The following is a 20,528-nucleotide window of genomic DNA, read 5'->3' on the forward strand; positions in this document are numbered from 1 at the left end:
CTTGGCCTCAGCTCTCGTAGAGGGCACGAAGACGCCAGCCGGCTTCGGTCTTGATCAGCAGGACCGAAGCCGGTTTCGTCGTCTCCGGGCTTCGCGAGTTGGCACCCGCGTCGCCAGTTGTCGCGCCATCGGTGGTGTTCGTCTCTGGGGCGACCGCGATCAGGGCCGCGTCACCGATGGTCTCGGCCAATGACAGTCGCGACAAATCGGGAGCCGGTGCCAGCTTGCCGCCGGCGACGATGAGAGCGCCGTCGGCGGTGAGAAGCGGCGAGCCAGCCTGCTCCACTGCCGTGAGGCACGCGGCGTCTCGGTCCGCCAGGCACTCGGACCTCGCTTTCAGTAGGCGGAAGGCCGCACTGACCGGATCCTCGGCTCCCGAAGTCGCAGATCCCCGCGGAGCGGGTGTGGACGGTGGGCTGGTGATGGGCCCCGTGGGTCTTGCGTCGCCTGACTCGCGCGTGATCGTCGGCGTGGCCGGTGCCGTCGCCTCGGCGTGCCCGGCAGGTGCGCTGGGCGTTGCCATTAGTGCCACGACCGTAAGCACGGCGGCGGCAGCGATTCCCACGGCGACGGCTCGTCTCCGACCGGAAACCAGGCCGCGCACGCGCTGCGCTACCTGGGCACCGACCCCGTGCTCCATTGCAATCGCCGCCGCCTTCAGAAACCGGGCTCGCGAGGAGTGCCGACGTCGGTCGGATTCTCGAGACGTTTGATCGCCTTCCCCTCCGCCCGAACTCCAGTCCGCGTCCGTGGAGGAGCGCACGGGTGGGCGGGTGAGCGCCCCGCGTTCTGCCGGCCGCATTGCGAGTGGCGAAGGAGGACCGAGCGCGAACAGGGCGAGTTCCACTTCGTCCACCACGGATCCCTCGTGCGCGTAGCGCTCGGCCAACAGCGATAGGACAGCCGAGACGGCTCGCACCTCGTCGGGTTCGAGGGTCTCCGCGCGGGCCAGGATCGCGTCGACGACGTTCGCACACCTGGACCAGTCGGCTGCCAGCCCCTCGGGAGTCGCGGCCCGCGCGTGCCCAAACGAGAGCAACACAGGGCGGCCAACTTCGTCGAAGCGGATGCTCGTGGCGGAGAGGTCTCCGTGCACCCATCCCGCAGCGTGCACGGCCCGTACCGCTCGCAGCGCGGATACCGAGGCCGTGATGATCTCTCCCGTGTCCAGGACCTCCCGGCTTCGAAGCCAGTCCGCAAGGGTGCCGCCGGAGAGGCGCTCAAGTACGAGGCATGGGGGCCGACCGGGGGTCAGCGATGTGTCGATCAGCCGCACCACATGGGGAGAGCGGATGCTCGCCAGCACGCCGACCTCATTCCCGATTCGCTGACGGTCGACGTCCTCGTGGTACGCCTTCACGACCACCTGTTCGCCTTCGTCCGCCCCCAGGTACACATCGCTGTGGTCGCCTCGGCCGATCACGCGCAACAGCCGGTATCCGCCGAGTTCATCCCACACGACGGCGGGGCGGACGGCATCGGGCCGGGCGGCCGTCTCCCGCCCGGCCTTGCCCTTGTGCAACCCACCGGATCTTCTGCGCACCATGCAACCAAGCGTCCTGCGCGGAAGAGCTCTTCCGAGGCCGTGCCGTCCGAGGTGTGCACGCGTGGTCGTTTGCGCCGACTGTGGAGGGACGGAACCCGTAGACTCGGCGGGTGATCGACTACGTCGTCACGGGGCTAAGCGCCAACTCCGTGCCGTATCTCGACGCCCTCGAACAGCAACGTGCAGTGCACGCTGCCGTGGTCGACGGGCGGGCGCCAGACACCGTCATCCTTCTCGAGCACGAGCCCGTGTACACGGCGGGCAAACGCACAGAACCCGATGAGCGACCCAGCGACGGAACGCCGGTGATCGACGTCGACCGGGGAGGCAAGATCACCTGGCATGGTCCTGGCCAGCTCGTGGGGTACCCCATCCTGCGGCTTCCTGAGCCGATCGACGTCGTCGGGTACGTGCGCAGGCTCGAGGCCATGCTGATCGAGGTGCTCACCGAGGTCGGTGTCGACTGTCATCGTGTCGAGGGCCGCAGCGGGGTGTGGGTGTCCACAGACGGGCCCGACGCGAAGATCGCGGCCATCGGCATCCGGGTCGCCTCCGGAGTCACCATGCACGGATTCGCATTGAACTGCAGCAACGACCTGCGGCCGTACGACGACATCGTGGCGTGCGGCATCCGCGACGCCGGGGTGACGACGATCTCCAAGGTTCTCGGCCGTACGGTGACGCCGCAGGATGTCGCGCCTATCGTGCAGGCGCATTTCGACTCGGTGGTAGGAGTAGCGGCATGAGCGCAGCGCCTGACGGACGCAAGATGCTGCGGCTGGAGGCTCGCAACGCGGAGACTCCGATCGAACGCAAGCCGGAATGGATCAAGACCCGCGCCCGAATGGGACCGGAGTACACACAGCTACAGGGCCTGGTGAAGGACGAGGGACTGCACACCGTCTGCCAGGAGGCCGGCTGCCCGAACATCTACGAGTGCTGGGAGGATCGCGAGGCGACCTTCCTCATCGGCGGAAGTCAGTGCACGAGACGTTGCGACTTCTGCCAGATCGACACCGGCCGACCGGCCGACTTCGACGCGGACGAGCCGAGGAGGGTCGGCGACTCGGTGTCCCGGATGGGGCTGCGCTACGCCACCGTCACCGGAGTCGCGAGGGACGACCTGCCCGATGAGGGCGCGTGGCTGTACGCAGAGACGATCAGGCAGATCCACCTGCAGGCACCAGGGACCGGCGTCGAGATCCTCGTTCCCGACTTCTCCGGCCGCCCCGAGCATCTGCGCCAGGTCTTCGACGCGCAGCCCGAGGTGTTCGCGCACAATGTGGAGACGGTCCCCCGGCTGTTCAAGCGCATCCGGCCGGCGTTCCGCTACGAGCGGTCGCTCGATGTCATCACCCAGGCGCGCGATGCTGGCATGATCACCAAGTCGAACCTGATCCTCGGTATGGGCGAGGAGCGAAGCGAGGTGAGCGAGGCGCTGCGCGATCTGCACGACGCGGGCACCGACATCCTCACCATCACGCAGTACCTTCGTCCCAGTCCCCGTCACCTTCCTGTTGCCAGATGGGTGAGGCCCGAGGAGTTCGTCGAGCTCAAGGCGGAGGCGGAGGCCGTCGGATTCCTCGGCGTGCTCGCCGGCCCGCTCGTGCGTTCTTCGTACCGCGCGGGCCGACTGTGGGCGCAGTCGATGACCGCAAAAGGCCGAACGATCCCCGACGAATTCCGAGCTCTGGCGGATGCCTCGCTCGGCTTCGCGCAGGCCGTCTGATGACGGTCGGCGCGCCTCGTCGGCGCCCGCCGTCCGGGCGCTGCTGAGCCGGTATCCTGGTGACCATGGCACGCAAGGACACCGCAGCGACGAAGGAACCCGGCCGCATCAAGCAGATGTGGCAGGTGTTCCAGATGACTCGCCGCTACGACTCCAGGGCGACCTGGTACATGCTGGGCACCCTCTTGCTCGGTGTCGTGCTCGGCGTGGTTCTCGCCTTGACGATCACCGGCGGAAACGTGTTCTCGATCGTCCTGTGGATCGTCGCCGGTGTACTTGCCGGCGCCCTTGGCGCGATCCTCGTACTCGGCCGTCGGGCGGAGCGCGCCGCATACTCGCAGATCGAGGGCCAGCCCGGTGCCGTCGGGGCGGTCCTGCGCAGCTCGCTGAAACGCTCGTGGCGTGGCAGCGAGATGCCCGTCGCCGTGAATGGCCGCACCCGCGACGCGGTGTACCGCGCCGTCGGACGTGGCGGGGTCGTCTTGATCGGCGAGGGACCGGAGTCCCGCACCAGGAGGATGGTGGAAGACGAGCGACGCAAGGTCGCTCGCATCGTTCCCAACGTTCCGATCACCGTCTTCAACGTCGGGCCCGATGCGGATGCCGTGCCCCTGCACAAGCTGGCCGGCCGTATGGCGAAGATCAAGGTCGCGCTGACGAAGCCGGAGGTTCTGGCAGTGGACAACAGGCTGACCTCGCTCGGCACGCAGATGCCCATTCCGAAGGGCGTCGACCCGCTCAAGGTTCGCCCCCAGCGCGCTCGCTGAGTCGCAGCGCGCGAAGGGTCGGGCACAGCGCGAAGAGTCGGGCCGCTCGCAGAGCTGGCTCAGGCGCGCATCAGCACGGTTCCGGCAACCTTGTCGTGGAACCCGCGCTGGTCGGAGTCCCAGACCAGCGCCGGGATGACGATGCACAACAGCACGGTGCGCACGAGCGGGCGCCACAGGCCGACCCATCCGCCGTTCAGAGCGACGATCCGAAGTCCCACTACACGGTGCCCGATGCTCCCCCCGATGGTCGGGATGAAAATGTACTGCAGCAGCGCGAAGAGGCCGAGCGTGGCCCAACTGTCGTAGCGGAAGAACGCGAACGACAACAGGCTCGCGATCGCCCAGTCGATGAGCAGCCCGAGGATGCGCCGTCCGGGGCGTGCCACCGAGCCAGAGCCGGTCTCGGGCATCCCCAGTCGTTCGCCCGGGTATCGACTTGGAGCGAGGTCGCCGAATCGGGGCGGCGTCGTGGAGCTGGGCACCGGCCGAGTCTATCCGGGCGGTCCGCGTAACCTGCCGGAAACAATTGCGATACGGCCGGGAAATGGCCGGAGCCTAGCCTGACCTCGGCTGCTTGCGCAGTCCTACCGACTCCCCGTCACTCGCTTGGAGAAACCACATGTTCAGTGATTCTTCCGAGGTGCTGAAGTTCATCAAGGACACGGACGTCAAGTTCCTCGACATCCGATTCACCGATCTCCCCGGTGTGCAGCAGCACTTCAACATTCCCGCATCCACCGTCGACGAGGAGTTCTTCTCCGTCGGGCAGCTCTTCGATGGATCCTCGATCCGCGGCTTCGCCTCGATCCACGAGTCGGACATGCAGCTCATCCCCGACGTCTCCACCGCATACGTCGACCCGTTCCGGGCCGAGCGCACGCTTGTGATGGTCTTCGACATCTTCAACCCTCGCAACGGCGAGGTGTATGGCAAGGACCCGCGCCAGGTCGCCAAGAAGGCCGAGAAGTACCTCGCCTCCACCGGTATCGCCGACACCGCGTTCTTCGCCCCAGAGGCCGAGTTCTACATCTTCGACGACGTGCGCTACGAGGTGAAGCAGAACACCGCATACCACTTCGTCGACTCGGAAGAGGCGGCCTGGAACTCCGGCCGTGAAGAAGAGGGCGGCAACCTGGCGAACAAGACCCCGTACAAGGGCGGTTACTTCCCGGTCTCCCCCGTCGACAAGCAAGCGGATCTGCGCGACGACATCTCCCTGAAGCTCATCGACGCCGGACTCATTCTCGAGCGTGCGCACCACGAGGTCGGCACCGGCGGCCAAGCGGAGATCAACTACCGCTTCGACACGATGGTGCACGCGGCCGACGACATCCTGAAGTTCAAATACATCGTCAAGAACACTGCGGCGGAATGGGGCAAGACGGCGACGTTCATGCCGAAGCCCCTGTTCGGCGACAACGGTTCGGGCATGCACACGCACCAGTCGCTGTGGAACGACGGCAAGCCGCTGTTCTACGACGAGGCAGGCTACGGCGGACTGTCGGACCTCGCACGCTGGTACATCGGCGGGCTGCTGAAGCACGCGGCGAGCGTGCTCGCCTTCACCAACCCGACGGTGAACTCCTACCACCGTCTGGTTCCGGGCTTCGAGGCCCCCGTCAACCTGGTGTACTCGGCCGGAAACCGCTCGGCGGCGATCCGCATCCCCATTACGGGAACGAACCCCAAGGCCAAGCGCATCGAGTTCCGGGCGCCGGATGCCTCGGGCAACCCGTACCTGGCCTTCGCAGCCCAGCTGATGGCGGGCATCGACGGCATCCGCAACCGCATCGAGCCGCACGAGCCGGTCGACAAGGACCTCTACGAGCTCCCGCCCGAGGAAGCGAAGTCCATTCCGCAGGTCCCCGGAACCCTGGAGGCCGTGCTCGACGCTCTCGAAGCCGACCACGACTTCCTCACCGCGGGCAACGTGTTCACGCCCGAGCTGATCGAGACGTGGATCGACTACAAGCGCGAGAAGGAGATCAAGCCCCTCGCGCAGCGTCCTCACCCGTTCGAGTTCGAGCTCTACTACGGCGTGTGACACGCGTCTGAAGCGCATGAAGAAGCGGGCCGCCCCTTGGGGCGGCCCGCTTCTTTCGTCTTCGCGGCTACGAAATGAGCGCCGCGGTCGCTTCTTCGGGACGTGCGGTGATGCCGGCGTCTTCAGCGTCGGGGATCATGGTGGCGACGAACTCCTCGAGCCACGGAATCAGGTCGGGACCGAGGTCTGGGCGATCGGCCGCCAGCTGAATGATCGCCTTGATGTAGTCCAGGCGATCGCCCGTGTCGTAGCGGCGCCCGCTGAAGATCACCCCGTGCACGCCTCCTGCCCAGGGGGGTCCGTCGGCGAGCCCCTGGAGGGCATCCGTCAGCTGAACCTCGCCACCCTTACCCGGTGCCGTCGTCTCCAAGATGTCGAAGATCTCCGGCCTCAGCACGTACCTGCCGATGACGGCGTAGCACGAGGGCGCGTGCTCGCGATCGGGCTTCTCGACGAGTCCGACGATGCGCACGACATCCGGCTCATCTGTCGCCTCCACTGCCGCGGCGCCGTAGAGATGTATCTGGCTGGGATCGACCTCGAGGAGGGCGACGACGCTCGTGTTGCGCTCCTGCTGAACGTCGAGCATCCTTCCGAGCAGCTTGTCTCTGCTGTCGATGATGTCGTCGCCAAGCAGCACGGCGAAAGGCTCATGGCCTACGTGCATCTTGGCGCGGAGAACAGCGTGGCCGAGGCCTTTGGGATCTCCCTGGCGCACGTAGTGCATGTCGGCGAGCCCCGTCGACTGGTTGATCTTCTCCAGTCGGTCGACGTCTCCCTTGCGCGCCAGCGTGTCCTCGAGCTCGGTCGCGCGATCGAAGTGATTCTCGAGCGCGTTCTTGTTGCGGCCGGTGACCATGAGGACGTCGCGAAGGCCGGAGGCCACTGCCTCCTCTACGACATATTGGATCGCCGGCTTGTCGACGACGGGAAGCATCTCCTTCGGCATGGCCTTGGTCGCAGGCAGGAACCTGGTGCCGAGTCCCGCTGCGGGAATGACGGCCTTTGTTACGCGTGGTCGTGTGCTCACTGGAATTCCTCCTGGTGCTCTGGTCGTCAACGTGCCGATGCGAAGTCGGCGAACTCTTCGGGATAGGCGGCCGCCTCCGGAAGCCTGCCCATGCCCCTCACCGACCAGCCGGCACTCGCCCACACGCGACTGTCGAGGCAGTTGCGGGCATCGATCACGGTGCGCCTGCGAACGATGCGTGCGGCGGCAACCGGGTCGATGGCGACGAACTCCGGCCATTCCGTCAGGACGACCGTGAGGTCTGCGTCGCGGATCGCGGCATCCACCGAGTCCTCGAACGCGAGGGTCGGGAACATGCGTCGCGCCGTGCCTTCGGCCTGCGGATCGTAGACGACGACCTGTGCACCGCGCAGGTGCAGCGCAGCGGCGACGTTCAGCGCCGGGGAATCGCGCACGTCGTCGGTGTGCGGCTTGAAGGCCGCGCCCAGGACGCCGATCTTGCGATTCAGAACGGAGCCGCCGCACGCAGCGAGGGCGAGGTCGATGACCCTCTGGCGGCGTCCCATGTTAATCTCGTCGACCTGCTGGAGCAGCCCGACAGCAGAGTGCACACCGAGCTCGCCCGCTCGGTGCATGAGCGCACGGATGTCCTTCGGCAGGCATCCACCGCCGAACCCGAGCCCCGCATCGAGGAACCGCCGCCCGATGCGTGCGTCGTGGCCGAGGGCATCCGCGAGCAGTGTCACGTCTGCGCCGGCGGCGTCGCAGACCTCGGCGATGGCATTGATGAACGAGATCTTCGTGGCCAGGAACGCGTTGGCGCTGACCTTGACGAGTTCCGCGGTGGGCAGGTCGGCCACCAGTACAGGTGTCCCAGCCGAAATCGGCTTCTCGTACACGCGGCGCAGGATGGCCTCGGACCGGGGCGATGTGCCGCCGAACACCAGTCTGTCGGGCGACAGAGTGTCTTCGACCGCCTTGCCTTCCCGCAGGAATTCCGGGTTCCACACCACCTCGGCGGTGATGCCGCCCCGTACCGCGTCGGCGACGATGGCACGCAGTCGCGCTCCTGTTCCCACGGGCACCGTCGACTTGCCCACGATCAGGCCGTCGTGCGTGAGGTTCTCGGCGATCGAACGCGCCGCGCCCTCCACATAGCTGAGATTCGCCGCGAAGCTTCCCGACTGCTGCGGAGTACCGACGCAGATGAAGTGAACATCGGAGAGGGCGGTCGCCTCCGCGATGTCGCTCGTGAAGCGCAGGCGGCCGGATGCCACGTGTCGCATGATCAATTCGGGCAGGCCTGGCTCGAAGAACGGGGTGCGTCCCTCGCTCAGCTCCTGGATCTTCCGCGGATCGACGTCGACGCCGATGACGTCGAATCCGAGCTCGGCCATCGCCGCTGCGTGCGTCGCCCCGAGATATCCGGTGCCGATCACGCTGATGCGGGGTGCCGGCGTCGGGCGTGAAGATGTCTTCATCACGGTTCCTTTCATGATGCTGGGATGAGATCGAAGCGGTCTTCGGGTCTGGTCAGACCTGCGATGAACGCGGCCAGGGTGTCTGCTCGTGAGTCGATGCGCCAGTCGTTGGTGGCTCTCACGCCCTCGACGTAGGAGGTGACCGCGGTGTTGAACCACGCGAAGCCGAGGATGTCGTCGTTCTTCGGATCTCCGAACGCTTGGAAGAGCGAGGTGATCCACGTCGCCTTGTGCCCGCCCGTTTCGGATGCGCCGATCTCGGAGAGCATGATCGGCTTCTTCGTCAGAGCGCGCAGCTGGTCGAGGCTGGTGCCGAACGTGTAGTCGAACGTGAAGTCGTTGTCGGCCTTGTAAGGCGGCCGCAGGTACCCGGACAAGCCCACCCAGTCCACGTAGTCGTCGCCCGGATAGAGCGAAGCCAGATATCCGGGGCCCTTGTGAGCCGCGGGCAGGTTGTTCACGATGTTCGGCGACCAATCCCAGATGACGAGGTCATTGGCGCCCTCTTGCTGGAAGATGTCGTGCACGTGGCGCCACATCTTCACGTAGTCGCCCACGTTGTTTCCGTTGATCGACGCCCCGGATCCGTCGGTCTCGGCCCATGGGTACCAGATTCCGTTCATCTCGTGGTCGAGCCTGATCACGAGGGGCAATCCAGTGGAGACGATGTCGCGCGCGTACTGGTGCAGGTAGGGGTCGAAATCGCCCGCGATGATCTTCGGGAGTGAATAGTCCGGAGCCGACGTCGTGTCATTGCCCGCGTCGATCGGCCTGGACTCCCAGGTCATCATGGGCAGGCGTCCCTTCTCCCACGAGCGCGTCACCGCGTTGGCCCTGAACGATTGGTCCCAGCCGCTGAAGTAGCCGACGAGATCGGGTTGCACCCCGATGTTCGCGCTCGTCGCGTCGAGGGTGGCCCAGTTGAACGGAGCCTGATCGGTGTACATGCCGAAGTATCTCGACGCCGGTTGCAGAAGCTCGCTCTTCGTGGGCGCCGTGATCGAGACCGCTGCCTCGCCATCCCCGGAGGCGGATCCCCCTGATGGCGCAGGAACGCCGACCTTGACCGTCGAGCTCCCCCGCTTCGATGCCGAAGCCGCGGTCGCTGCTGCGAGGGCGGACTCGGCCGCTTTCGCCTTCTGCTGCGCGTCGGCGAGCTGCTTTGCGGCAGCCGCCTGTGCCGTCGCCGACGCACTCTTCGTGTTGCTGAGCAGCTGCTTCTGCTGCTGCAGTGCGGCCTGGGCCGTCGCAAGACGCTGCTTCAGTTTGGCGTTCTGCGCTGCGACCGGATCGATGGCTGTGACGGCCGAACCCACCGCCTGGGTGACGGGGTTGCTCGGCGACGACCACACATAGAACGAGATGCCGCTCAAGACGACGACCAGGGCGAGGAAAGCCGCGATCGTGCCCTTCGAGCGCGTGGTGCTTTCTGCCCACCAGGTGGCTGCTTTGTCAGACAAGGAAGATCGCCTCCAGGGTCAGGATCGCGAAGCCGACGAGATACGGGATGGCAGCGAGCGGGTTGAGCCTGCGACGCGCCGGCCTGGACGCCGTCGCGGTCTGGGCGACCCGGCCCTGCACCTGGGCTCGCGTAAGGGTCTGCGTCTGGAGGGCCGTGTTCGTGGACACGCCCCCGACGGCATCCGGGAGCAGATTCGGCGCGGGCTGCGCACCGATCAGGTCGTCAGCGGTGCTCTCGGTCGGACCTCCCGCGTACGCGCCGGCACGTGTGCCCCACCCGCTCGCGTGTGCCATTCGGAAGAAGCCGAGCAGTCGGATCGGCATGAGGAAGAACGTCGACACGATGATAAATACCGGCAGTCGGAAGAAGTCCGTCGGTTTCTCCGAGAGGTGCCTGATCTGGCGGATGGCCATACTGATGACGGACGACACCACCATGAGCACGACGATCGTCACGACTCCGGTCTTCACTCCGTAGGCGTGAAGGAAGCCCTGGTAGAGGTTCTCGCCCTGGCCGGTCAGCCCTCGGTAGACCCAGCCTGCGATGACGCCGAACAGCACGAACGGCAACAGGATGTCCGTCACGAAGAAGAACGCAAGGAGAGGGGCGTGGCCGAGCATCCAGGGCAGCATGCGGAGCGTGTTGTACTGACTGCCTCGCGCCCACCTCAGTTGCTGCTTGAACAGCTTCTTCACCTTCAGCGGGGCGTCGGTGTAGACGAGGCTCGTGTGCTGGTAGACGGTGCGGTAACCCTCCTTGAGGGTGAGGTTCGTCAGCGTGCGGTCGTCGGACACCTCGAGAAAGACGCCGAGGAACTTCTCGGTCATGAACTTGTCCATGACGCGCATCAGGATCGAGCGGCGGAAGGCGATCGTGCGTCCTGGAAGGCATCCGATCTGACCGACCACACTCTGCGCGGGCATGGAGTACAAGGCTCTGGAGTTCTCCAGCCAGTCGGCCCATCGCGTGATCCAGCTGCGCGTCGGTTCGAGGATGCGCTGCCTGGTGGTCACGCCACCGACGCGCTGGTCGGCGAAGGGCTTGACGAGCTCGCTGAGGGCTTCGGGCGTCCACACGGTGTCGGAATCGACGAGCACGGTGATCTCGCCCTTCGACAACTTCGTGCCGATCATCACCGCGTTTCGCTTGCCGGGGATGGGCGTGTGCACCCACCGCACAAGCGGTGCGAACTCCTCGCAGACTTCAACGAGGGCCGGATTGGGTGCGCCGTTGATGACGACGATGATTTCACCTGGCCGCTGCTCGACCATTCGGCCGAGCACGTCGCGGAACAGGTCGACGGGCTCGTCGACGACCGGTACGACGACGCTTGTCCCTACCTCGTACGGCTCGGCGTACGGCCGGTATCGCCGTGACAACAGCACCTTGATCAGCCAGATCAACCAAATGAAGGCCGAGTACACGGCGAACAGATAGACCTCTGCATGCCCTTCGAGCATGTGGCGGATCTGAAGGATGAAGATGAACACGAATGACCTTTCGCGATCTACGGGGATGGCATCCGCGACGCTGGGGATTCGGATTCATTCGGGCTGTGCTTGTTTCTAGCGCCGGAGGTGAACCGAGCACAAGACAGCGCCCGCCGGCGCGTCGGCCTGGTGCAACGTGTGTCGGAGCCCGCGTCGAATGAGCGCGAAACCGTTCTGTCCCCCAGTCCGCCGACATCCGCCTCTCCCCTGTGCGAGGCCGCTTAGGCGACGGGATCGGTGCACCGAATTCCCGATCAGAGCGGGAAACGGTCCTGCACCGATTCGTCCGAGTCGTCCACGTAGGGGTACAGCGTCACCGTGGACGCGCATGGTCGATGGCGACCTGAGAATGGCCCCGAAAACGGGGGCCACGCAGGGTGAGAAACCTCTGAGATTTTACTCGGCGGACATGGGCCGGTTACCGCCCGGGGTCGACTCGGTCGCCACGTCGAAGACGAACGACACAGGCTGCGAGCACTACTGCTCGCCGTAGAAGAGGCGCTCGAATACCGCTCGAGCTCGCCTCGTGACGCCCAGGTAATCCTCTTCGAGCCGGGTGGCGGATCCTGGCGGGTACTCGAGCAGACGTGCGACTCCGTCGAGCGCCTTTCGGTCCGAGGGCAGGAGGTCCGAGGTCTTGTTGGTCCAGAGAGTCGCGGCACTGCGCGCCCTGGACGCGAGGATCCACGCTTCGCGGAGGCGTTCGGCATCCGCCTCATCGAGCAGGCTGAGGTCGACGCATGCGGCAAGGGCGCCGAGTGTCGATGTCGTGCGCAGAGCCGGTGACTTCGCGGCGTGCTTGAGCTGCTGGAGCTGCACGAGCCACTCCACGTCGCTCAGTGAGCCGCGGCCGAGCTTGAGGTGCCTCGTGGGGTCTGCTCCTTGCGGAAGCCGTTCGTTCTCGACTCGAGCCTTGATGCGCTTCACCTCGCGCACGTCCCGGTCGGAGATGGACGCTGGGTACCGCACCGAATCGGCCAGCTCCGTGAAGTCGGCGAGGAGCCGTTCGTCGCCGGCCACTCCCCTGGCTCGCAGCAACGCCTGCGCCTCCCACGTCAGCGACCACCGTTCGTAGTAGGCCCGATACGACTCGAGCGAACGCGCGGGTGTGCCGTTCTTGCCCTCGGGTCGCAGATCCATGTCGAGCTCGAAGGGCAGGCGCGCGTCATCTGTGAGCCGATTGAGCTCGGCAACGATCGACAGGGCCGCCCGATGCGCCGCGTTCGTGTCGACGCCGTTGAGGGGCCGGAAGACGTAGATCACGTCGGCATCCGATCCGAAGCCCAGCTCTCGACCACCGAACCGCCCCATGGCGACGACGGCGAACTCGAGTTGTCGCGGCTCGCCCTCGCGGATGGCGGCCAGGATGCCCGCGATCGCCGCCTCGGAGATGTCGCTCAGGCCTTCGGCGAGCTCCCCGACGGTCGCCACGCCCAGGATGCCTGCGAAGGCCAGCCGCAGAATCTCGCGTCTACGCACGCCGCGGATCGCCTTGGCGGCGGCGTCCCGGCTCTTGTGCCGGTCCAGGATGGCGGCCATCTCGTCGTCGAGTGCCGCACGGGGCCGCGCTCTGAGCTCGGCATCGTCGTCGAGCCACGCGACGCTCTCCGGGATCAGCCCGAGCAGCTCGCCTGCGAAGCGCGAGCCGGACAGCACCCGAGTCAGCCGTTCGGCAGCGCCAGACGAGTCACGGAGCATCCGCAGGAACCAGTGCGTGCTGCCCAGGTCCTCGCTCAGCCGCCTGAAGGTGAGCAGCCCGTAGTCGGGGTCCGCGCCGTCTGCGAACCACTGCAGCATGACGGGCAAGAGGGTTCGCTGGATCGCCGCGCGTCGTGACACTCCCGCGGTGAGAGCGGCGATGTGGCGAAGGGCGCCGTGCGGATCCACGAATCCGATAGCCGCGAGCCGAGCCTCCGCCTGCTCGCCCGTGAGCGTGGCGTCCGCCCCGGGAAGCGCGGCAACAGCGGCGAGCAGGGGGCGGTAGAAGAGGCGTTCGTGCAGACCACGAACCCTGCGTTTGATGTCAGCCCATACGCTCAACAGCTCTTGGGCGCTGTTCGCGAGGCCAGTCGCCCGGGCGAGCACTCGTAGGCGTTGCTCGTCTCTCGGCATCAGGTGGGTGCGCCTCAGCTCCGACAGCTGGATGCGATGCTCGAGCAGGCGCAGAATCCGGTAGTCACGGGCGAATTCCGCGGCCTCCGCTCTACCGATGTACCCAGCGGCCGCCAGCGCATCGAGCGCAGGGAGCGTGCCCGCGACCCGTACCGCTGGATCGCTGTGACCGTGCACGAGCTGAAGCAGCTGCACGGTGAACTCGATGTCTCGCAGCCCGCCCGGGCCGAGCTTGAGCTGCTGGTCGACCTCGTCTGAGGGGATGTTCTCGGTCACCCGCTCGCGCATGCGCTGCACCGACTCGACGAAGTTGGCCCTTCCCGCGCTGGCCCACACGTACGGCGCTATCGCCTCGGCATAGCGGCGCCCGAGGTCCAGGTCGCCGGCGATGGGCCGCGCCTTGAGCAGCGCCTGGAATTCCCAGCCCTGGGCCCAGCGGTCGTAGTACGCAATATGCGACTCGAGCGTGCGAACAAGCGCGCCGTCCTTGCCCTCGGGCCGAAGGTTGGCGTCGACCTCCCACAGGGGCGGCTCGATGGTGAAGGAGTCGATGCCCCGCATCATCAGGTTGGCCAGCCTTGTGCCGATGGCGACGGCCTTCGCCGGGGTGACCCCGGCGTCATCGTCTCCTTCGACGACGAAGATCACGTCGACGTCGCTGAGATAGTTGAGCTCCTCGGCGCCCGTCTTGCCCATGCCGATGACGGCCAGCCGGGTTCCCGCGACATCTGAAGCCGGAAACGTTCCCGGCCCGCTCGCGGAGGCGGTGGCCCTGGCAACCGCCAGCGAGGCATCCATGGCCGCCCCGGCAAGCGCAGCGAGGGCTCCGGCCACCTCCGAAACACCGGCTACCGGATCCGGCTGTTGCAGGTCGTATGCCGCGATCTCGGTGAGCCGCACGCGGTAGCGGGCGCGCAGCTCGATCCAGGCATCCTCTCCAGCCAAGGACGCCACGCCTCCTCGAGCCCCGACGGCATCGAGCAGGTCCTCCCGCAGCTCCTTCTCGCGCGGTAAAGCGACCGTCGGCCGGCGCAGCACGTCAAGCGCCTCCGGTCGGCGCATCAGGAACTCGGCAAGCCCGCTGGACGCTCCGAGCACGAGCAGCAGGCGATGCAACGCCGCCGAATCCGCGCAGAGCGCGACCGTCTCTTCCGGCCGACGTCGGATCAGGGCGAGCATGCGCTCCAGGGCGGCGTCCGGATCGGCGACGTCTGCGACCAGCTCGAGCGTGAGCTCAGGTGTTGGCCCGCCCAGCCCGGCAAGTTCGTCGAGGCGGGCGCGAGCATCCGACAGCCCGACGAAGCCCGACCTGGCGAGGGCGGTCAGGGTGATGGGCGGCATACGTACGAGTGGGACGGGTGGCGGAAGCTAGAGGATCTCGAGGTTGGTGCGCAACTCGTACGGCGTCACCTGAGCACGGTACTCGCGGTAGTCACGCTGCTTGTTGGCGAGCACGTAGTTGAAGACCTGCTCCCCGAGCGTCTCGGCGACCAGTTCGGACTCCTCCATGCGCTGTACCGCCTGCTCGAGACTGGCCGGCAGCGGGTTGTAGCCGAGTGCGCGGCGCTCGGCATCGCTGAGCGCCCAGACGTCGTCTTCGGCCTCGGGCGGAAGCTCGTACTCCTGCTCGATGCCTTTGAGCCCTGCCGCGAGGAGCAGCGAGAACGCCAGGTATGGGTTAGCGGCCGAGTCGATGCCGCGGTACTCGACACGGGCGCTCTGCCCCTTGCCCGGCTTGTACAGGGGCACGCGTACGAGCGCCGAGCGGTTGTTGTGCCCCCAGCACACGTAGCTCGGCGCCTCGTCTCCACCCCAGAGACGCTTGTACGAGTTCACGAACTGGTTCGTGACGGCCGTGATCTCCGGGGCGTGCTGCAGTACTCCGGCGATGAACTGACGAGCGACCTTCGAGAGCTGGTACTGCGCGCCTGGCTCGAAGAACGCGTTCGTGTCGCCCTCGAAGAGCGACAGGTGCGTGTGCATTCCGCTGCCCGGATGCCCCGTGAGCGGCTTGGGCATGAACGTCGCGTACACACCCTGCTCGATCGCGACCTCCTTCACCACGGTGCGGAACGTCATGATGTTGTCCGCCGTGGTGAGTGCGTCTGCATACCTCAGGTCGATCTCGTTCTGACCGGGACCCACCTCGTGATGGCTGAACTCGACGGAGATGCCGAGATCCTCGAGCATGCGCACCGAGCGACGACGGAAGTCGTGCGCTGTGCCACCCGGCACGTTGTCGAAGTACCCTGCCGAGTCCACGGGCACCGGTCCGCCTTCGCCGAACTGCGACGACTTCAGGAGATAGAACTCGATCTCCGGATGCGTGTAGAACGTGAACCCGCGGTCGGCGGCCTTCTCGAGCGTGCGCTTGAGCACGTTCCGGGGGTCTGCCACTGCGGGTTCGCCATCTGGTGTGGTGATATCGCAGAACATACGTGCGGTCGGGTCTATCTCACCGCGCCATGGCAGGATCTGGAATGTGGTGGGGTCGGGGTGGGCAAGAAGATCGGACTCGAAAGTGCGCGTCAGGCCCTCGATCGCCGACCCGTCGAAACCGAGCCCCTCGGTGAATGCACCCTCCACCTCTGCGGGTGCGATCGCCACCGATTTCAGCGTCCCCACGACGTCGGTGAACCATAGCCGCACGAACTTCACTCCACGTTCTTCGATGGTGCGGAGCACGAAGTCACGCTGCTTGTCCATCTGATCCCTTTCCCCGTGCCCGATCACGTCCCGGCTGGCGTTCCGCTCGGTTCTTAGGCTAGTGGTTCCCGTGCGCTGACGGCTTCGGACGGCGCCGTGTGAAGCCCGTGAGAATACCGGTGTGACGGTACAGCCATAGACTGGCCGGCATGGCTGACGACGCAAGCGAACCGACACCCGCGGCGGCCGAGGAACGGCCATACGGCGGTTCCTCGGAGGGCGGACCGAGACGGGTCCGCACGCGTCACTTCCAGAATGCGAAGGCCGACGGCATCAAGATCACAGGCCTCACGAGCTATGACATGCTCAGCGCCCAGATCTTCGACGAGGCAGGGATCGACTTCCTGCTCGTCGGTGACTCGGCAGGAAACAACGTCTTCGGATACGACACGACGCTGCCCGTGCGCGTCGACGACCTCATCCCGTTGACGCGGGCGGTGGCCCACGCCGTCAGGCGAGCGTTCGTCGTCGCAGACATGCCCTTCGGTTCGTACGAGACCGACGTGCAAGACGCTTTGCACACGGCGGTGCGGTTCATGAAGGAGACCGGAGCGCACGCCGTGAAGCTGGAGGGCGGCCGACGTAGCGCCAAGCAGATCAGGCGCATCGTGGATGCGGGCATCCCCGTGATGGCGCACATCGGCTACACGCCGCAGAGTGAGCACCAGCTGGGCGGGCACATCATCCAGGGCCGTGGCGAGTCGGGCGTCGAGGCGCTGCTGGCCGACGCGCATGCCGTCGAAGAAGCCGGCGCCTTCGCCGTCGTGCTCGAGATGGTGCCCGCGGATGCCGCGGCGCAGGTCACGCAGGAGCTGTCAATTCCGACCATCGGCGTGGGCGCCGGGCCGCACGTCGACGGTCAGTTGCTGGTCTGGACCGACTGGGCGGGCTTCACGACCGGCCGCATTCCCCGTTTTGTGAGGCAGTACGCCGATCTGAAGGGTGTGTTGGGCGACGCAGCACGGCGCTACAAGAGCGACGTCGAAGATGGCGAATACCCCGGCCCCGAGCACAGCTACTGACGCACGGCTCCTGACGCGGTTCAGCGCGCAGGGTCAGCCGAGCCGAGGGCGATAAAGCCAGACCTCAACGATCGGCTTCGTCGTCCGCCGCCCACTTGGCGCTGTTCTCGCGGAGCTTTTCGAGGGCGTGCTCGGCTTCTTCGTGCGTGTCGAATGGTCCGACCCTGCTGGGGGCGGGCGAGCGGAAGCCCTGCTCCACCTGACCGGTCTTGACGTTGTACCAGTACTTGTGCTCGATGTCGTTCTCGTACGGCTCCGCCATAAGGTTGATTCTATGCCCAAGGACCCTGCCGGCCACCTGCTCGCCGGTCGCATCAGCCCGCGACGCCCCGTTCCCGACTCCATTCCCCGACCGGAATATGTCGGCAAGCCCGGCCCGGCCCGGGACGGCCGCGGCGACGTGTACACGCCAGACGAGATCGAGGCGATCAGGGAATCCGGACGAATCGCGGCGATGGCTATCGCACTCGTGGGTGAGCATGTCGCGGCAGGGGTCACGACCGACGAATTGGATGCCATCGCGCACGAATTCCTGATCGGTGAGGGCGCATATCCCTCGACACTGGGCTATCGCGGCTATCCGAAGTCGAGCTGCACCTCGGTCAACGAGGTGATCTGCCACGGCATCCCCGACGACACGGTGCTCGACGACGGCGACATCGTGAACATCGACATCACGGCGTACAAGAACGGCTTCCACGGCGACAGCAACCAGACGTTCTTCGTCGGCCAGGCATCCGAAGACGTCGCGTTGCTTGTGGAGCGCACTCGCGAGGCCATGAACCGCGGCATCAAGGCGGTTGCGCCTGGTCGCCAGGTGAACGTGATCGGCAGGGCCATCGAGTCCTACGCAAAGCGGTTCGGCTACGGGGTGGTGCGCGACTTCACCGGCCACGGTGTCGGGCGATCGTTCCACTCGGGCCTGATCATCCCGCACTACGACTCGGCACCCGCTTACGACACCGAGATGGTTCCCGGCATGGTCTTCACCATCGAGCCGATGCTCACGCTCGGCTCGCCCGACTGGGACATGTGGGCCGACGACTGGACCGTGACCACCAAAGACAAATCGATCACAGCCCAGTTCGAGCACACGCTCGTCGTGACCGAGGCCGGCGCAGAGATCCTCACCTTGCCGTGACCCGCCCGGCCGGTATTCGTTCGCAGCCGGGGGCGCGACACGTTCGGCTACGCGTGGCAGGTAGATTTCCCTCATGACCTCCACGACGGCAATCGGCATCGACATCGGCGGAACGGGGATCAAGGGCGGCATCGTCGACCTCGAATCCGGCGAGCTGGTCAGCGAGCGCGTCAAGCTCGCGACGCCGAAGGGCGGCAAGCCGGACGACATCGTGGAGACCGCGCGGGAGGTGCTCGATTCCCTGCCAGGGCACGACCCGAACACGGCGGTGGGCGTCTGCTTCCCGGCCATCATCAAGAACGGCCGCACAATGTCGGCCGCCAACGTTTCGAAGAAGTGGATAGGTCTCGAGGCCGAGAAGCTCTTCGAGAACGTTCTGAAGCGAGACATCCTCTTCGTCAACGACGCGGATGCCGCCGGATACGCCGAGACCGAGTTCGGCGCCGCGAAAGACGTAGGAGGCCTCGTCATCCTGACGACGCTCGGCACCGGCATCGGCTCCGCCTTGATCTACGACGGCGTGCTCGTGCCGAACGCGGAGCTCGGCCATCTTGAGATCGACGGCCACGACGCGGAGAGCAAGGCCGCATACTCCGCCAAGGAGCGCGACGACCTCGACTGGGAGCACTGGTGCAAGCGGCTGACCAAGTACTACCGCACCGTCGAGTTCTTGTTCTCCCCTGACCTGTTCGTCGTGGGCGGCGGAGTGTCGAAACACTGGGACGAGTTCGGCTCCCTGATCGACATCGACACGAAGATCGTGCCTGCCGTGCACCGCAACAACGCAGGAATCCTCGGCGCCGCCGCGCTGGCCGCTCGAGGGCACCACAAGCGGCCGGTGGCCACGGCCTGACTTCGGACTGGTCGCAGCGTGTCGCGACTCTGGTGGGAACGGGCCGGCTGATACGCCGGGTTCTGTCCAGACGACGAAGCGTCCTGGACGGCCATCTATCTCGGGACCGCGTTGCCACGGCCCTCTAGCGGTCTACCCGGAAACGAGGCGAGCAGCCTCATGGTTCCCTGTCTGACCTTGCTCCGGACGAGGTTTGCCTAGCCGGCCGGGTCACCCCGGCCGCTGGTGGTCTCTTACACCGCCGTTTCACCCTTACCCCTGCTTGCGCAGAGGCGGTCTGTTTTCTGTGGCACTGTCTCGCGGGTTACCCCGGGTGGGCGTTACCCACCGTCCTGCTCTGCGGAGCCCGGACGTTCCTCGGCGGCGTCCCCCGGAGAGGATGCCGACGCGACCGTCTTGCCGACCCGTTCCGTCGTCAAGGCTACAGCCGCATCGCCGCGGCCCGGTTCACGAGTTCTCGTCGCGGATGAGGATGGCTCCGCTGTCCGGGCACAGCACGACCTCGTCGTCGGCGGCAGAGTGCACGTCGGCGAGATCGGAAGGAGAAAGCTTCATGTTGGAGGCGAGAGAGACGCCGCCGACCAGCCTTGCTGCGCCCACACCGTAGCGCGCGCGCTGCTTCTCGTACAGCGCGACGAGGTCTTCGGGGAGGGCCGCGACGATAGCGGCGCGATCGGCGACGGCATCCGACCGCTTGCGCTCCCATGCCTTCACCTCGGCCGCTCGCTCCGCCTCCAGGCCGGCGACCCTTTCGCCCACTTCGGAAGCCTCGGCGTCGATTCCGGCCAGCGTCGCCTCGAGCGTCTCGACGCGCTCCATGATCGCCAGTTCGATGTCTTCGAGGTCGCTGCGGCGCTTGCGCAGAGCGTTGAGTTCCGCTTCGAGGGCGGCGACATCCTTCACAGACGCCGTGTGCTGTGCCCGGTCGGCGTCGCGCTCCATGCGCGCTTCGACGACCTTGACATCCGACTCGAGCCTGGCCAGCTCCGCCTTGGCATCCTCCAGCTCTCCGGAGACCGCGAGTCTCCTGCTGCGGATCTCGGCCGCCTGCGGCTCCAACTGCGCCAACTGCTTGGCTTGCGTCGGGCTGGCGATCGAACGCGTCGCCTTGGCGATCGCGTCGTCCAGCTCCTGAACTCGGAGCAGCTCGCGTTGAACCCCTGGATCAGCCTTCACAGCACTCTTTTCTCGCCAATATTCGT

17 protein-coding genes and 1 other RNA gene are annotated in these 20,528 nt (G+C 66.3%); 7 read left to right on the plus strand and 11 right to left on the minus strand.

The window, feature by feature from the left end:
- Positions 1-7: 7 nt before the first annotated feature.
- Positions 8-1,546 carry a serine/threonine protein kinase gene (locus tag ACO2Q7_RS01845; RefSeq protein ID WP_423353936.1) on the minus strand — a complete coding sequence of 513 codons (1,539 nt, stop codon included), beginning with the start codon at positions 1,544-1,546 and terminating at the stop codon, positions 8-10.
- A 110-nt stretch (positions 1,547-1,656) separates the two neighbouring features.
- Between ACO2Q7_RS01845 and lipB the strand changes: the two genes are divergently transcribed.
- The 3 genes from lipB (at position 1,657) to ACO2Q7_RS01860 (ending at position 4,042) form a co-directional block, all read left to right on the plus strand.
- On the plus strand, positions 1,657-2,292 hold the full coding sequence (gene lipB, locus ACO2Q7_RS01850; RefSeq protein WP_423353937.1) for a lipoyl(octanoyl) transferase LipB: 636 nt from the start codon (positions 1,657-1,659) through the stop codon (positions 2,290-2,292).
- Entirely contained in the window at positions 2,289-3,275 is a 987-nt protein-coding gene (lipA, locus tag ACO2Q7_RS01855; protein WP_423353938.1) for a lipoyl synthase, read from the plus strand. Before lipB ends, lipA begins: the two co-directional genes overlap by 4 nt.
- Positions 3,276-3,340: 65 nt before the next feature.
- The gene (locus ACO2Q7_RS01860) at positions 3,341-4,042 is read left to right on the plus strand and encodes a DUF4191 domain-containing protein (protein WP_423353939.1); all 702 of its coding nucleotides are present in this window, start codon (positions 3,341-3,343) and stop codon (positions 4,040-4,042) included.
- Between the two features lie 59 nt (positions 4,043-4,101).
- Here the strand turns inward: ACO2Q7_RS01860 and ACO2Q7_RS01865 are convergent, their stop codons facing one another.
- Entirely contained in the window at positions 4,102-4,527 is a 426-nt protein-coding gene (locus ACO2Q7_RS01865; RefSeq protein WP_423353940.1) for an RDD family protein, read from the minus strand.
- Between the two features lie 137 nt (positions 4,528-4,664).
- Between ACO2Q7_RS01865 and glnA (ACO2Q7_RS01870) the strand changes: the two genes are divergently transcribed.
- Positions 4,665-6,089 (plus strand): type I glutamate--ammonia ligase, encoded by a 1,425-nt coding sequence (gene glnA, locus ACO2Q7_RS01870; RefSeq protein ID WP_423353941.1) that lies wholly within the window; start codon positions 4,665-4,667, stop codon positions 6,087-6,089.
- A gap of 67 nt (positions 6,090-6,156) precedes the next feature.
- Here glnA (ACO2Q7_RS01870) and ACO2Q7_RS01875 read toward each other — a convergent pair whose 3' ends face one another.
- The 6 genes from ACO2Q7_RS01875 to glnA (ACO2Q7_RS01900) form a co-directional block, all read right to left on the minus strand.
- Positions 6,157-7,038 carry a UTP--glucose-1-phosphate uridylyltransferase gene (locus ACO2Q7_RS01875; RefSeq protein ID WP_423355938.1) on the minus strand — a complete coding sequence of 294 codons (882 nt, stop codon included), beginning with the start codon at positions 7,036-7,038 and terminating at the stop codon, positions 6,157-6,159.
- A gap of 107 nt (positions 7,039-7,145) precedes the next feature.
- A complete protein-coding gene (locus ACO2Q7_RS01880; RefSeq protein ID WP_423353942.1) occupies positions 7,146-8,540 on the minus strand; it encodes a UDP-glucose dehydrogenase family protein in 1,395 nt (464 codons plus the stop codon).
- An 11-nt stretch (positions 8,541-8,551) separates the two neighbouring features.
- Entirely contained in the window at positions 8,552-10,000 is a 1,449-nt protein-coding gene (locus ACO2Q7_RS01885) for a glycoside hydrolase family 26 protein (RefSeq protein WP_423353943.1), read from the minus strand.
- The gene (locus tag ACO2Q7_RS01890) at positions 9,993-11,492 is read right to left on the minus strand and encodes a glycosyltransferase (RefSeq protein ID WP_423353944.1); all 1,500 of its coding nucleotides are present in this window, start codon (positions 11,490-11,492) and stop codon (positions 9,993-9,995) included. Before ACO2Q7_RS01890 ends, ACO2Q7_RS01885 begins: the two co-directional genes overlap by 8 nt.
- A gap of 477 nt (positions 11,493-11,969) precedes the next feature.
- Positions 11,970-14,945, minus strand: coding sequence for a bifunctional [glutamine synthetase] adenylyltransferase/[glutamine synthetase]-adenylyl-L-tyrosine phosphorylase (locus ACO2Q7_RS01895; protein WP_423353945.1), 2,976 nt, complete (start codon positions 14,943-14,945; stop codon positions 11,970-11,972).
- 27 nt (positions 14,946-14,972) lie between these two features.
- Positions 14,973-16,310 carry a type I glutamate--ammonia ligase gene (gene glnA / locus ACO2Q7_RS01900; RefSeq protein WP_423353946.1) on the minus strand — a complete coding sequence of 446 codons (1,338 nt, stop codon included), beginning with the start codon at positions 16,308-16,310 and terminating at the stop codon, positions 14,973-14,975.
- Between the two features lie 149 nt (positions 16,311-16,459).
- On the opposite strand from glnA (ACO2Q7_RS01900), the gene panB reads away from it, so the two are divergent.
- Positions 16,460-17,332 (plus strand): 3-methyl-2-oxobutanoate hydroxymethyltransferase, encoded by an 873-nt coding sequence (gene panB / locus ACO2Q7_RS01905; RefSeq protein WP_423353947.1) that lies wholly within the window; start codon positions 16,460-16,462, stop codon positions 17,330-17,332.
- 64 nt (positions 17,333-17,396) lie between these two features.
- On the opposite strand, the gene ACO2Q7_RS01910 is transcribed toward panB, so the two are convergent.
- A complete protein-coding gene (locus ACO2Q7_RS01910) occupies positions 17,397-17,594 on the minus strand; it encodes an SPOR domain-containing protein (RefSeq protein ID WP_423353948.1) in 198 nt (65 codons plus the stop codon).
- Between the two features lie 12 nt (positions 17,595-17,606).
- On the opposite strand from ACO2Q7_RS01910, the gene map reads away from it, so the two are divergent.
- Positions 17,607-18,473, plus strand: coding sequence for a type I methionyl aminopeptidase (gene map / locus ACO2Q7_RS01915; protein WP_423353949.1), 867 nt, complete (start codon positions 17,607-17,609; stop codon positions 18,471-18,473).
- 73 nt (positions 18,474-18,546) lie between these two features.
- Positions 18,547-19,326 carry a polyphosphate--glucose phosphotransferase gene (gene ppgK / locus ACO2Q7_RS01920; protein WP_423353950.1) on the plus strand — a complete coding sequence of 260 codons (780 nt, stop codon included), beginning with the start codon at positions 18,547-18,549 and terminating at the stop codon, positions 19,324-19,326.
- A gap of 35 nt (positions 19,327-19,361) precedes the next feature.
- Here the strand turns inward: ppgK and rnpB are convergent.
- Together rnpB and ACO2Q7_RS01930 are read right to left on the minus strand one after the other, a co-directional pair.
- Positions 19,362-19,733: RNase P RNA component class A (rnpB, locus tag ACO2Q7_RS01925), an RNA gene on the minus strand.
- Positions 19,734-19,773: 40 nt separating this feature from the next.
- Positions 19,774-20,502: a zinc ribbon domain-containing protein gene (locus tag ACO2Q7_RS01930; protein ID WP_423353951.1), complete on the minus strand. Its 729-nt coding sequence runs from the start codon at positions 20,500-20,502 to the stop codon at positions 19,774-19,776.
- Positions 20,503-20,528 lie beyond the last annotated feature (26 nt).

It is taken from the genome of Rathayibacter sp. KR2-224 (assembly GCF_049446075.1).
Taxonomy (GTDB): domain Bacteria; phylum Actinomycetota; class Actinomycetes; order Actinomycetales; family Microbacteriaceae; genus Humibacter.